Here is a 14,036-nt window from a genome sequence, read left to right as displayed (position 1 = left end):
AAAAATGCCGGATAATTGCCGGGAATCCCCCCGGCCGGCCGATCAGGCGAGGAAGGGACGCACGGCGTCCGCCATGACCCGGTAGGCGCCGGGCATGACGTGGGTGCCGTCCGGCCGCGCGAATTCGGCCGCGAGCTGCCCGGTTTCGTCCTTCAGCAGCGAGTGATAGTCGATAAAGCCGTCGAGGTTCCTTTCGCTCCACGCCTTCTGTTCGGCGTTGATTTCGACGATCTTGTCCTGATAGCGGAAGCGGTCCCATCCGTCCGGCTCGCGGAGCGGCAGGATGCTGCCGAGGTAGACCCGGCTGCCGCGCTCGCGGATCAGCTCCGCCACGGCGCGGGTGCGGTCGAGGATCAGCTGCTTCGGCAGTTCGATGCCGTTGATTCCGATCAGGATGAACACCTTTTCCGGTGTATATGCGAACACATCTTCCGCAAGCCGCAGGTAGAGTCCGCAGACGTTGTCCCCGCCGATGCCGCGGTTCAGCAGCGAATGATTCGGGAAGTGCTCATGCAGCGGCCACGCTTCGGTGATCGAGTCGCCGTAGAAGAGGTTCCGGACATGGCCGATCCGGTCCGCCAGTTTCCGATAAGCGAGGATCTCCTGCCAGCGTTCGCGCGTGTCGTAGAATTCCTGGATGGCCCGGAGACTCTCCGGATCGAACAATGCATCGTATTTGCCGCTCATTTGCTACGCTCCGATTGTTGGGTTTCCGGATACTATAAAGCCGCTTTCGCCGTTTTGCAATCCCCGGCCGTTTCGATTTTCGCGCAAACGGGCCTGGCGTAATTTTAATTTTTATTTTAAAATTGAAAATAAAATATTTTAAAAATAATGAAATTTGCTGTTGACATTCGCGCTGTTGTTTGCTATAATTATAGGCAGGAAAACAATCGAACCGGCGGGAACGAAAGAGATGAACGATAAACAGGACAAGCCGAAAAGCATGGCGGAGATCGCGGAGATGCTCGGCATCACCACGACTTCGGTGTCGCTGGCGCTGCGGAACTCGACCCTGATTTCGAGCAGGCTGCGCAACCAGGTGCAGAAGGTGGCGGAGGAGTGCGGCTTCAAGGCGCGCACCTACCGGAGACGGCGGAGCGCGGCGGAAACGGGCGCGCAGCCCGAGGAGAAGATCACGGTTCTGTACGACCCGGTCGATTCGGACGACCCTGTCGCGCAGCAGATCATGAACAGCGTCATGAAACGGCTGACCGAGCTCAAAGTGCCGTTCGAACTCTGTTCCTGCGGCGATCTGTATGAGAATCCGCTGCTGGTCGAAAATTCGACCGGGGTGATCTACCATTACAGCTTCCGGCCGTGGTTCGGTTCGATTCTGGAGGGGATTCCGCAGGTGGCGATCATGCACGAGGAGATCGACATCGGCCCGTGGGACAGCTTCAAGCCGAACGAGGCGATGGCCGGAAAGCTCGCGGCGAATTACCTGGTCGACCGGGGGTTCGACCGGGCGATCCTGACCTGGGAGCACAGTCTGGCCTATCACGCCGAGACGCACCCGCGCCTCGAGGGGTTCCGCCGCCGGATGCGCGAGGCGAAGGCCGAATTCGTCGAGCTCGAGTACGACCGCGCCGATGATCCGCAGATTTATCTGGAACAGCTCAGGACGGCGATCGAGGCGTACGGCGGCCGTGCCGGAATCTTCGCGTTCTGCGATCAGGTGGCCTACAAAGTCTGCCATGCGCTGAATTTCGCAGGGTATTCCCGCAAGCCGAAGGAGCTCGAAGTCATCTCCTGCGACAACACCTACCTGATCCGGGAGCTCGATCCGCCGGTTCCGGCGGTGGACCTCCATATCGCGGAGATCGCGACCCGCGCCGTGGACGGATTGCTCTGGCGGATCGCCAATCCCGGCGCGAGCTGGCAGGATGTGATGCTCAAGCCGGAGCTCGTCGTGCCGGAGGGCCGTCCCCGGCGGAAAGTCCGGGAAAACGCCTCCGACGCGAGGCCGCCGGGCCGTAAGGCTGAGGCGGACGCTGTCCCGCGGATGTGAACTCGGCGCAGCCGCCGCGGGCGGCGGGAAAACCATGATGGAATATAAGTTCGCCCCCGGAACGTGAACAACGGGGGGGGCGGGAACGTATTTCCACCCGCAAATCCAATACGGGCAAAACACGGAAGAATCCGGCCCGGCATACCGGCCGCCGGAATTTCCGTGGGAATTACAGAACATTGCCGGATCTGTCAACCCATTCAACCACAGGAGATTGAAAGATGAAGAAACATTCCGGGAAATATTACGTGTTCGGCACGATACGTCAAACTTTCACTCTGATTGAGCTTCTGGTCGTCATTGCGATCATCGGGATTCTGGCCGCGATGCTGCTGCCGGCGCTGAACCAGGCGCGCGCGCGCGGCAAGAGCATCTCCTGCACGAACAACCTTTCGCAGATTATGAAGGGGCACCTTTTTTACGCGGCGGACAACAACGACTGGATTCCGGTCAACATCCAATATCCGCGCGCCATGGAGCCGTGGACCAATCTGCTGACTTCCGCCGGCAATAACAACAGCGGCTTCGAGAGCAGCGGCAGCGGGTATATTCCGTGGAGTGTGCTGCTCTGTCCGGCCAACGCCGGGGCGGACCGCGCGAAATTCAGTTCCTGGTATCACTGCTACGGAATGTTCTACGTCTGGCGTGGCCATACGGTTCCGGCCGAAGTCAGCGCCGTCTGGGGAGAATTCCGCGCTCCCTCCGGCGACGATGTCGCCTATAAGCTGACCCGCATGAAGCGGCCGTCCGCCGTTCCGGCTGTCGCAGACTGCAGCAACGGCAGCCAGAGCCGCTGGCTTTACAATCCGTGGGACCTCTTCGAGAACATGGGCGTGCACCAGCTGCACGGCGGCCGCGCGAATCTCGGCATGGCGGACGGACACACCGTTTCGCAGAGCTGGCAGGAACTCATCGCGAGCCCCGCGAAGTTCAAATATGCGAGAAGCGCCGGCGGCGGTTTGCTCGGCCCGGCTTTCTGACCGCTTTTTCCCGTACCATACGATTGTCTGCAACTGCAGGAGGTGTTCTCATGAAGCCCCGTTCCTTCTTTACGCCCGTGATTTCAGCGTGCTTGCTGCTGCTTTCCGGGGCGCCGTCCGCCGCCGAATTCGATTCGCAGATGAAGCTTCGCGCGGATGCTCCGGGCGGAGCGTTCACGGATCGCGAAGCGCTGACCTTCCGTCTTGTCAACAACACGCCGCGCCCGGAAACGTACACGGTTGAGAACCGGAAGGGGGAGATCGTCGCGCAGGGCGAATGGCCGGCCGGAGATGCTCCGCTTACGCTCAAAGCGCTGCCGCACGGCCATTACCTTCTCAAGACCGCGCCGGGCGCATGCGCCTTCGCGGTGCTGCCGGACCCGGCGGCACGGAGGGTTCCGGCGGATGCTCCGTTCAATCTCGATACGCATATCAGCTGGACCGGCGGCGACAACGCGTCGGCCGGTTATCCGGGGGAGGCCGGTTACCGCTTCATCGCCGAGCTCGGCCGCCGGGCGGGCGCCGGCTTTCTGCGCGACCGGATCAGCTGGGGACCGGTCAATCCGGCCCGCGGCGAATTCCGCTTCGACGGCAGCTGGAATCGTTCGGCCGCCGCCGTCCATGCGGCCGGTCTCCGGATGCTGAGCGTCTATCACGATGCTCCGGCCTGGACGAAGGATGACCCGAAGAAGCGGATGCCGACCGATTTGTTCGCGGTTTACGAGTTCAACCGCCGCCTGGCGCGGCATTTCCGCGGAAAGATCGATTTCTGGGAGTTCTGGAACGAACAGGATATCGGTTTCTCCGACGCCGCCGCCTGGGATTACGCCGCCGCCATGAAGGCCGCTTACCTCGGCTTCAAGGCGGGCAACCCGGACATCACGGTGCTGACCGGACCGTTCTGCGTCGATACGCCGGCCGGCTTCTGCCGCGCCGCGCTCAAGAGCGATTTGCCGCAGTATTTCGATGTGTTCAGCTATCACACTTACGCTTCTCCGGACAATTTTCCGAAACTGCTCGAGCAGATCCGGCAGGTGTTGAAGGAGAGCGGCGCTCCCGCCTCGATGCCGGTCTGGTTCAGTGAGACCGGCACCAGGGCCGAGGGGCCCGCCGAAGCGCCCGGCCTGCGGCCCGGACTCAAAGAGCACAGCTTCCGGCAGGAGCTCGCCGTCGCCCGCGAGGTGCCGAAGGTTCTGGCGTCGCTGCAGCGGCTCGGGGTGGCGCGCGCCTTCTGGTTCAACCTCATGCCGGTCAACGAGTGGAACGGCAGCAAAGCGTGGGGGATGCTGCGCCGCGATTACACCATCAAGGCGCAGTACACTGCGTTTGCGACGCTGACCGCGCAGCTCGGGGAGGCGAAGATCGAGGGCGGGCTGAAGCTTCCGGGCGTCCGGGCGCTGCTTTACCGCCGGGCGGACGGCGCGCAGTCGCTGCTGGCCTGGTCGGAGAGCGGTGCGAAGGAGCTTCGCATACCGGGGAAAACGGCCCGCACCGAAGCGGTCGATCTGTTCGGCACGCCGCTTGAAATCTCCGGCGGGAAGCTTGTGTTCGACGAAAACCCGGTCTATCTGCACGGCCTTGCCGGACTCTCTCCGGCGGTTCCGGCGATTCCGGCCGGAACGCCCGGCGCCGCGCCGACTGCCGACGATAAAACCGTCGTGCTCCGGGCGATTCTGCCGGACGGAGTCGCCCCCGGCAGCGGCAGGGATTCGCTCGACCTGCCGGAGAAGCCTGTGCGGATCACGCTCGAAATCTGCAACTTCGACACGGTCGCCAAAACCGGGATCGTCACGGTCGCGGGCGACGGAACGGCGGAACCCTCGGACCCCGTCACGGTCCCCGCCATGGGGCGGGCCGCGGTTGCGCTCACCGTCACGCCGAAGATTGCGGATGGCGGCTGCCGCGGTGAACTCGTCTTCGGCGGAACCTTCAACGGGAGGCCGGCCAGCCGTCTCGTGATTCCGCTTTTTCTCGCCGGCCGTGTCGGGGATTTCTGCCGGGACGTGCCGATGCCGGCCATGCTCGAACCGGGCAGCTGGTCGTACCATTCATCGGGAAGCATGACGGTTGCGGCGGTTCCGGAGGAGAAGGCGGTCAAATTCACCGTCGAGTTTCCGGACGGCGTCGACCGCTGGGCCTTTCCGGCCTACAAACTCCAGCTGCCGCAGGAGTCGCTTGCCGGCGCTGCCGGGATCGCGTTCGAAATCCGGCGGCTCACGCCGGGCAGAATCGTCTTCTCCCGCGTGAACGCCCGCTGGGACGGCCGTTTCACGGGCGAGGGATTCGAACCGCCGGAGACGGAGTGGCAGGAGCGCCGCGTCCTCTTCCACTCCGGTTTCGAGCCGGAGCGGATCAAAGAGCTCGAAATCGGCTTCAATCCGGCGGAGAAGAGTTTCGGCTGGATGATCCGCAACATCCGCGTCTTCTACACCCGTTGAAACGGCTGCGGCTTATTGGCCGATTCCGAGTGTCCGGGCGGCGGCACGGTAATCTTCTTCGGAGTGGGCGTCGTGCCAGAGGACGCCCGGAGGCGGCTGTCTGCGGTCGGTTCCCATGAGGTCGGTCCAGAACGCATAGCCGTCGTGCTTCCGCTCCGGATCGTGCCGCTGCCGGTAATCTTCGAAGGCGACGGAATTCCAGCCGTTGACGAGCATCCGGGCTTTCCTGTGCAGGAAACGCTCGACGAAATGCCGTCCGGCCGGTGCGGCGCTCCGCAGGGCGGAAACGCACGGCAGCCAGGCCGGGACGTAGAGACCGAGGCATTCGGTGCGGAATCCGAGGCCGTAGCTTGTCGACCAGCTGGAAAAGGTGACGGCGTTCGATTCGCGGGCGAGAGAGAGGAGTCCGCTTTGCCACTCCCGCAGCGGCAGGAAACGGCGCGAGAGCTTGACCAGCAGCGTGACGCCGTTGCGTTCCGCCCACTCCAGGCCTGCGGCGAAGATATGCAGATCCCCGGCCCAGTGGCCGCGGTGCAGCGGCAGAGGGAGGTATTCGGCATGATATTTCGCGCAGATTCCGGGCAGTTCCCGGTCGCCGGAGCCGTCGTCGACGACGAGGGCCGGCATCGGGTTCCAGCGCGCCAGAGCCGCAAGCTGGAGTTCGACGTAAAACGGCGTTCCGCAGGTGCCGATGACCGCTCCGAGTCCGGGGGAGTGCCTGTAAAGGCTGCCGGCCGCGGGGAGCGTCTCGTAGCGGGAGCGTTCGGGGAAACGTTTGAGCAGGGTCTCCCCCGCGCCGTTTTCCAGCCCGGTGTCGTTGAAGCCGGCGAAGAGCTTGCCCTCCAGCGATTCCGGGTTGAAACGGTCCGTCTCGGCGGTGGCCTTGATGGTTCGCATCGGAACCGGGCCGGGAGCTCCGTACCGATTCAGGTAAAGCGAGATATAGCAGAGGCCGACGCCCGAGTCGAAGTCGAATTCGCCGGCGAGCGCCAGGTAATTCCGGCGGTTGAAACGGACCGGCGTATGGGCTTCGTAGTTGACGGCCGGCAGCCCCTTCGCCAGCAGGGCGTCGCCGGTCTGGCGAAGGGAACGGTGCCAGATGCGGGCGTCGGGGGCATTCGAAAAGCCGGTGAGCGCGTCGTCGCGGACGGCGACCGGCAGTTCGGAGGCATGCAGCGGCGCAAGCAGCACGTTGTCGTCCGCCCAGAAGATGATTTCATCCGCGACTTCGGGATTCCGCAGGGCGGCCAGGATGGCGCGGTGGATGTTCATCTGTTTGCGGGGACGGTCGTCCGGGGCGGCGATATGCCCGATTCGCTCGAATCCGGCGGGACGTTCCTTCGAGGCGATCCAGATTTTCCGGAAGCCGGTCAGGTTCCGCTCGATGGAGCGCAGCGCGAGCTTCAGTTCGAGGTTGCCGTTTCTCGAGCCGTCCGACCGCAGCGGGATCAGGATGTCGATCGCCTTGTCGGAGCAGCGGCAGCGCTTCCCGGCATATTTCCGCACCGTTTCGTCCGGATTCCCGGTGTAGACGCCGTGCTTCTGGCGGAAATCGAGTGCCTGGGCGATCCGTTCGAGCAGCCGGATGGTCGAGTCCGCGATTTCGGCATCAAGCCCCGCCGGGGCGGATTTGAGCCGCAGTGTGCGGATCAGCCGCGAGAGTTTCGGATCAATTCCGCTGATCTGCTCCTGCGCTTCGTTCAGGTTGCCGATGAAGTAGAAACGGTATTCCGGCGTGTTGTAGCCGTTGCGGATTTCGCGGGCGATGACCGCCGCCGAGGCCAGATGCTTGATGCAGCATTGGACGCAGTTGTGCCGGTTGATCAGCATTCGTCACCTATATGAAGATTGTTGAGTTCATCGATATGCTCCTGCGTGACGTCGAGCCGGTTCTGGAACGGCCCTTCGATCATGACGATTCCGTGCCATTCGACGATGGGCTGTCCCGCCGTGGGCGGGGAGGGTTCCGGCTCGAATTTGATTTTGTCGCCCTTGGCCATATAATAGTTGACCGTACCGGAGTAGTTCGGTATCCCGATGGACTCATGACAGAGATAACGGGTGCAGTCGGCGACCAGGTACCAGAGATCGGGATCGTAGTGGCCGCCACCTCCGCCGCCGGATCCGGAGGGGTCTGTCGTGCCGGAGCCGGAGGGATCTGTCGTGCCGGAGCCGGAGGAATCTGTCGTGCCGGAGCCGGAGGGATCTGTCGTGCCGGAGCCGGACGAGGCCGAGGCGGATTCGCTGCCGGAGCCAGAGGGATCTGTCGTGCCGGAGCCGGACGAGGCCGAGGCGGATTCGCTGCCGGAGCCGGATCCCGGATCGCCGCTTCCGCTGCTCTCGGAACCCGGAGTGGAGTCGGAGCCGGAAGCGGAGGAGGAGTCTGCCCCACCGGAGGACGAACTGCCGGCATCGTCGCCGCGGTCGAGCGTGTCGCTGCCGAAATACTGCATGATGACACCGTTCGGTTCGCCGCAGTTCAACTGCGTGACGGAACAGCCGCCGTCGTCGTCGCATTCGACTTCGGCCAGCGGAATGTAGATGACTCCTTCCTTCGGTTTCGGCACATCGTCGAGGACCTGATAGTCGTGGACGAAATAGACGGTTCCGCCACCGGAATCGGGGAATTTCAGGCGGTCCGCATTGCCGCCCGAGTGGGCCGTGATCCGGAGAAACACCAGCGAGCGGCCGGCCGGGACTGCGAGGTTCGGCATGCAGGGTACCGGAATCCGGAGCCGCCGGGCGCCGATGCCCGGCCCGCCCTTCTCCTCCTTGATCCAGTGCAGGCGGTCGACGGAGACGAAACCGGCGTCCCGGGTGACCGACTCCTCGTACGGCAGCGAGCCGTTCACGATCTGGACCGCTTTCTGCGGATTGACGGTGGAACGGCTCGGGTAGGGCCGCACCGTGAAATAACCGCGGTAACCGGTTTCGACCGGGGAGAGGGAGTGGATGCGGAATCCCCCCGGCAGTTTCTCGACCACCATGTTTCTTCCCGCCTCGAGACGCGGATAACCGGGATTGCCTTCCTGCATGGCAAGCCTCCTTTCAAGTTGATTTGACTCAGGGAGAGTTTGTCAACTTTTGAGGAGAAATTTACAGGCGCGCCGCCGCGCTCCCGGCAAGACGGCCGGAACTGACCGCCCACTGAATGTTGTAGCCGCCGCAGGGCGCGCCGACGTCGAGCATCTCACCGGCGAAGAAGAGCCCGGCGCAGAACCGGCTGGAGAGGGTTTTCGCATCGACTTCCTCCGGCGGCACGCCGCCTGCGGTCGCCATCGCCTTGCTCCAGCCGTCGGTTCCGGAGATCCGGAGCGGATAGCTCGTGAGCGCCGCGACGAGCCGGTCGCGCTGCGCCGCCCGGAGATGTGCGGCACTGCCGCCGCCCGGCAGTTCCGCCGCTTCACAGAGCGCATCGGCGAAGGCGGCGGGCAGCATGCGGGCGAGCAGGGTTTTCAGCTGCTTCTTTCCGTCCTGCTTCTGCCAGAGGGCGAATTGTTCGCGGTACGCTTCCGGCGGCCGGCTCTGCCAGTTGCAGGCGAGAACGGCTTCGGCGGCGTTTTCGAGATGCCGGGCGACGCTGCCGGAGAGATCGAGCACGGCGGGCCCCGAAACGCCGTTGTGGGTGAAAATGAGTTCTCCCGTTCCGGCGGGATTCTTTTCGAAACGCACGGTCGCGGCAGGAAGGATAATGCCCGGCAGCCGGGCCGCCCACCCCTCGGCCGCGCGCAGCCCGACCAGGGCGGGGACCGGCGGCACGATCCGGTGTCCGGCTTCGCGCGCGAGTTCGTAGCCGCTGCCGCGGCCGCCGAGCTGCGGATACCCCATGCCGCCGCAGGCGAGGATGAGCCGGGGGGAATCGACCCGGCCGCGCCCGGATTCCGCGCCGGAGATTTTGCCGTCCCGGATCAGGAGTTTCCGGAGCGGAGTCCCGGGCAGGATCGTCACGCCGAGCGTTCGGCAGCGGCGCAGGAGTGCGTCGAGCACATCCGCAGCCCGCATCGATTTCGGGAAATAGTGAAACCCGTCCGGCGAGACGGTCGGGACTCCCCGGGCAGAGAGAAACTCCCGCCACGCTCCGGGCGGATACGAATAGAGCGCGGGCCGGACGAACCGGAACGGAGCGGAAAAACGCCTCGCCAGCGCTTCAGGAGGGAGCGCATTGGTCAGGTTGCATTTGCCGGAGCCGCTCGCCAGCAGCTTGCGCCCGGGGGACGGCAGGTATTCGGCGACGATGACGCGGCGCCCGGCTTCGGCCGCCGCGATCGCGGCCGAGAGTCCCGCCGGGCCGCCGCCGGCGACCAGGCAATCGCAGGAGAGTGTTTGCTGCATGAAAATCCGTATTTTGATCTGTGACGGGTATAACATACAGCCGGAAGACGGAAAAAGCAAAAGCCTTCCGGCTGATACGGAAAAAAGCCCCCCGCTCGCCGGAAGGGAACGGGGGGCGGAACGGCCGATGCCGTCTATTCGAGCGTGATGTCCTTGATCTCGAAGTTCAGCGCCGGCCGCGCCGTGTCGGGCGCCCGCAGCGAGCGGTAGTAGAGAAAGAGTTCACCGCGCTGTTTGTCGAACGAAAATCCATTTTCGTTTTCGAAGTTCCGGCCGACCATGAGCCGGTACTTGTGCCAGCGGTTGTCGCCCTTGAGCGTCACGTCGCCGCGCAGCCTCGCCTGCCAGTCCTCACGCGGCAGAACGACCTGAATGACTGCCTCTTCCGGGCTTTTCGCCTGGAAGGTCAGATAGCGGTAATCCGCGGCCGCATCCTTCTTGTCGTAGCTGATCAGGACCGCCGGGATCTCCTTCGGCGGCGATGCCTTGAAGCTGATGTCGAGCTGCACGCCGCTGCCGGTTTTCACCGTTTTGACCTCGGCCGGAACCGTGCTGCCGTGCTCCATGAGGCCGGCGGCCCGCACGAAACGGCTGCCGGTGATATCGAGCAGCTTGTCGCTGACCTTTTCGCCGGTGACGGCGACCAGTACCGGAATCGGGGTGCCGGAAGGCAGCCAGTCGATCTCATTGCCGCGCGCCTCCGTTGCGGAGAGGAAGTCGATCGATTTGATCTCGACATCCGGTTTCGGATTTTCCCACTCGGCCACGAACGTGCCGACCTCATGGTCCATCGCGTTTTTGCGGAGGATGCCGATCTTGGCGGCCGGAAGCTGGGCGACGGTCCACCAGTCGCCGATGTTCTGATTGCCTTCGATCGGGTAGTCGAGGTGCGTGCCGTCGGCGAAGTTGATGCGGTAGGCGCCGGCTTTGCCCTTGCCGCCCCAGGCGGCGGTGTGCAGGAAGAAGAGCCGCGAAAGCTTGCGCCCGACCTTGATGTCCCGGATCGCGGCCGGGAAATGCTGACGCTCCGAACCGCGCACCACGAGGCAGGACCTGCCGTTGTTCTTGTCGGGATCGAGGATATTGAAACGGATGCCGGCCGCCTCCTGCACGCCGAGCGGCATCATGCGGAAGTCGTTGGTTCCCTGATCGGTCCAGCCGCCCTTGCCGTCATTGTCGACTTCGTCCCTGAACGGGACGTTCGCTTTTTCGGCGAGGTCGATGAAAACGAGATTCTCCTTGTCCGCCGTGTAATCGCGGTCGACCGCATCGGCCAGCGGCAGCGCCCCTTTCCAGTAATCTGCGCCCGCGGCGTAGTCGATGAGGTTGTAGAGATAGGTCGCCGCGACACTGTCGAGCTTGCGGCAGGCGGTCGCCTCAAGCTGCGAAAGGATGATGCGGCCCTTGCCGTCGGTCGCCTCGACCAGCGCCATGCCGACATCCTGGCGGCCGAGCATCGGCCCCTTGGCGGCGACGGCGTTGAGGGTGAACGGCACGAAGGTTCCGGCGACGACATAGCCCTTGTCCGGATTGTTCCAGGTGTCGAAGCTGCGGTAGTCGAGCCCGGCGAAGACCGGGTGGTCCGGAATCACGAGATCGACGAACGTGTTGCCGACCATCGTCACCGCCTGATTGCCGGGGAGACGGCTCTTCATGTTCTTCTGTTCGAGCACGAGGAGCGTTCCGCCGAGGTTGCGGATGAAGTTCGTGAGTTCCGCGGAGCTGCCGAGTGCGACCAGCTGCTCTTCGGCGATTTCGGGCGGGACGATGAGCAGTGCGGCTTCCTTGAGTTCTTCGACCGATTTGACGGTCTTGTACGGGATCTGGTACGCCTTCAGCAGCGCTTCGAGCTCCGCGACGTTCTTCGCCGCGCCGGTGTCGAGGATGCGGACCGGGCGGGCCGTCTCGATCTTGCGGCTCAGGATGCCGGGATCCTGCACGAAGGTGTCGTAATAATTCTGCCCGACCGTCCGGCCGCCGTCCCGCAGCGTGATGCGCATCTGGTAATGTCCCGGCGCGAGCGCGGGCATTTTGAGCTCGACCGGCCTGGTCAGGCGCGATTGGGCGGCGAGATCGCCGATCTTGAAGGACGCGGCCTGCGTCACGCTCCGGTCCTTTTCGGCAACCATGGCGACGTCGAAGACCAGATTCCGGAAACTGTCGTTGCCGGAGTTGACGACCGAAAGCTGCCATTTCGTCGTTTCATCTGCAAAGAAGTTGCGCGGGAAGGTCAGCGCTTCGGTGTGCAGCGACGGGAAGACCGGCTGGTTCCAGAGAGTCGCCTCCCTGAGGTTGCTGTTGCTGAACCACGGCGCGAAACCGGTGTAGTCCGGAGTCAGGCGGTAGATCTCGAAGATCCGGCGTCCGTAGTGCGCCTGAGCCCAGGCGTTGAAATTCGGACCGAGCGCCTTGAAGAGCGGTGCAACGCCGGTGAAGCCGATGCCGTTCGGATTGCCCCAGGTGGTCGGTTTGGCGACATATTTCGCATATTCGCGCACGTCGCCGCGCTTGAAGTTCGGGTCGGAATAGATTCCCCACGAGAAACCGACGTTTTCCCAGGCGACGAGCGGCCGGGTCAGCTCCTTTTCGCCGTAGATGCGGCGGTCGCCCTCGACGATCTCCGCGAGCTCTTCCGGCAATTTGGTCCACGGGGAGGAGAGCGCCGTATAGGTGTGCAGGTCGCGGACATCGGTGTCGAGTTTCGTCTCCCCGTAGGAGCGCCAGCCGCCGGCCCCCGAGAAGGTGCTGATCGGGCGTTTCTGCTTGTCGAGGCTGCGGATCCGTTCGACCTGCCGGTCCATTTCGCGGGCGACCGGAGGCGCGTTGCGGTGCACGACCTCGTTACCGAGCGACCACATGGTGACCGACGGATGGTTGGTCGTCGCGTGGAAGAACTCCTCGAGTTCCTTCTGATTGACTTTATGGAAGGCGTCGGCGTCGATTCCGTTCGAGAAGCACCAGCCCCATTCGTTGAACATCATCATGCCGCATTCGTCGGCGACCTCGAGCGCCTTCGGCATGATCGGCATATGGGCGTTGCGCAGCATGACGTAGCCGAGGTTGCGGCAGCCGAGGATGTACTTTTCGAGCTTTTTCTCCTCTTCGGCGGTCGAGAGCCCGTGACCGCCGTAGGTGACGGACGGGATGTTCTCGCCGAAGAGGTAGATTTCCTCGCCGTTCAGATAGAATTTGCTGTTTCTGACATGGAATTCCCGGAAGCCGAACCGGGCGCTCGCGGCGGAGACGATGTTCCCCCGCTCGGAGAGCGATAGCACGAAGTGATACAGATACGGCGCGTCGATGGACCACTTCTTCGGCTCTTTGAGTCCGACCGTGATTGTGGTGTCGTTGACGCCGGGCTTCAGGAGGAAACCGTTTTCGGCGGCCTGCCCGACCGGCGCGCCGCTTTCACCCTTCATGGCGGAGACGACTTTGCCGAGGAGATCGACCTTGATGCTGTTCTCCGTCGGGTTCACGATCCGGCAGTCGACGGTGATGCCCGACTTCGCGAGGTCCGGCGTGACCGTCAGGCGGTCGATGCGGAGCTCCGGCTCGATGCTGAGCGTCACATCCTGCCAGATGCCGCCCTTGATGTTGTTGATCGACCACTGTGATCCGTAGACGTGCGTGATCTTCTCCCGGACGCCGAAGGTCGGGCCGTTGTCGGAGAAGACACGGACCGCAAGAACGTTCTTCCCGGCTTTCGCCGCTCCGGTCACATCGAGCTTGAACGGCGTGAAATCGCCGTGGTGATTTCCGACTTCGACGCCGTTCAGGAACACCTTCGCATCGTAGCCGACCACGTCGAAATTCAGCATGATCCGGCTGTTTTTCAGCTCCTCCGGCGTGAGATTGAAACTGGTGCGGTAGTAGCCGCGGACGTACGGCTCTTCGGAGGTCTGCTTCTTCGGATATTTCTTGTACCAGTTGAGCGGTACGGCGATGTCGTCCCACTTCGTGTCGTCGAATGCGGTTCCGGCATACTTCCGGTCAAGCCCGTCGTCGGCCGGAATCGGTCGGGCGGAGGTTTCAAGCCCGGAACATTTCCAGATTCCGTTCAGGGAGCGGGTCTTGATGAAATCTCCGACCGTCAGCTTTTTTGCCGCGTCCGGCGCAGTGACGGCGATTTCCGCCGCCGGCACGGTCTGCACCCGTTGGAACTGGTGCGGCGCCGGCACATACGGGGCGAGTTCCGTTGCCGCGACACCCAGCGCGGCGAGGGAGACTCCGAACAGCAATTGCGATTTCAGCATGCGACCTCCTGAGTTAACCTGT

Annotated in this window: 8 protein-coding genes; 3 read left to right on the top strand and 5 right to left on the bottom strand. The window is 63.5% G+C overall.

Annotated features, from left to right (window positions below):
• Nucleotides 1-42: 42 nt before the first annotated feature.
• Nucleotides 43-687, bottom strand: a complete 645-nt coding sequence (locus FYJ85_RS00835; RefSeq protein WP_154416680.1) for a GDSL-type esterase/lipase family protein — start codon at nucleotides 685-687, stop codon at nucleotides 43-45.
• 229 nt (nucleotides 688-916) lie between these two features.
• On the opposite strand from FYJ85_RS00835, the gene FYJ85_RS00830 reads away from it, so the two are divergent.
• The 3 genes from FYJ85_RS00830 (at nucleotide 917) to FYJ85_RS00820 (ending at nucleotide 5,429) form a co-directional block, all read left to right on the top strand.
• Entirely contained in the window at nucleotides 917-2,011 is a 1,095-nt protein-coding gene (locus tag FYJ85_RS00830) for a LacI family DNA-binding transcriptional regulator (protein ID WP_154416679.1), read from the top strand.
• 221 nt (nucleotides 2,012-2,232) lie between these two features.
• Nucleotides 2,233-2,991 carry a type II secretion system protein gene (locus FYJ85_RS00825; protein ID WP_154416678.1) on the top strand — a complete coding sequence of 253 codons (759 nt, stop codon included), beginning with the start codon at nucleotides 2,233-2,235 and terminating at the stop codon, nucleotides 2,989-2,991.
• A gap of 50 nt (nucleotides 2,992-3,041) precedes the next feature.
• Nucleotides 3,042-5,429 carry a hypothetical protein gene (locus FYJ85_RS00820; RefSeq protein ID WP_154416677.1) on the top strand — a complete coding sequence of 796 codons (2,388 nt, stop codon included), beginning with the start codon at nucleotides 3,042-3,044 and terminating at the stop codon, nucleotides 5,427-5,429.
• 12 nt (nucleotides 5,430-5,441) lie between these two features.
• Here FYJ85_RS00820 and FYJ85_RS00815 read toward each other — a convergent pair whose 3' ends face one another.
• The 4 genes from FYJ85_RS00815 to FYJ85_RS00800 all read right to left on the bottom strand — a co-directional run bounded on the left by FYJ85_RS00815 (nucleotide 5,442) and on the right by FYJ85_RS00800 (nucleotide 14,014).
• On the bottom strand, nucleotides 5,442-7,259 hold the full coding sequence (locus tag FYJ85_RS00815) for a hypothetical protein (protein ID WP_154416676.1): 1,818 nt from the start codon (nucleotides 7,257-7,259) through the stop codon (nucleotides 5,442-5,444).
• Nucleotides 7,253-8,464, bottom strand: coding sequence for a hypothetical protein (locus tag FYJ85_RS00810; RefSeq protein ID WP_154416675.1), 1,212 nt, complete (start codon nucleotides 8,462-8,464; stop codon nucleotides 7,253-7,255). The genes FYJ85_RS00815 and FYJ85_RS00810 overlap by 7 nt, the downstream gene beginning before the upstream one ends.
• A gap of 61 nt (nucleotides 8,465-8,525) precedes the next feature.
• Nucleotides 8,526-9,761 (bottom strand): BaiN/RdsA family NAD(P)/FAD-dependent oxidoreductase, encoded by a 1,236-nt coding sequence (locus FYJ85_RS00805; RefSeq protein ID WP_206212903.1) that lies wholly within the window; start codon nucleotides 9,759-9,761, stop codon nucleotides 8,526-8,528.
• A 134-nt stretch (nucleotides 9,762-9,895) separates the two neighbouring features.
• Nucleotides 9,896-14,014 (bottom strand): glycoside hydrolase family 2 protein, encoded by a 4,119-nt coding sequence (locus tag FYJ85_RS00800; RefSeq protein WP_154416673.1) that lies wholly within the window; start codon nucleotides 14,012-14,014, stop codon nucleotides 9,896-9,898.
• Nucleotides 14,015-14,036: the final 22 nt, after the last annotated feature.

The organism is Victivallis lenta (assembly GCF_009695545.1).
GTDB classification, from domain to species: domain Bacteria; phylum Verrucomicrobiota; class Lentisphaeria; order Victivallales; family Victivallaceae; genus Victivallis; species Victivallis lenta.
The sequence above is the reverse complement of the archived record's forward strand: the minus strand, read 5'-3'. Positions and strand labels throughout refer to the sequence as shown.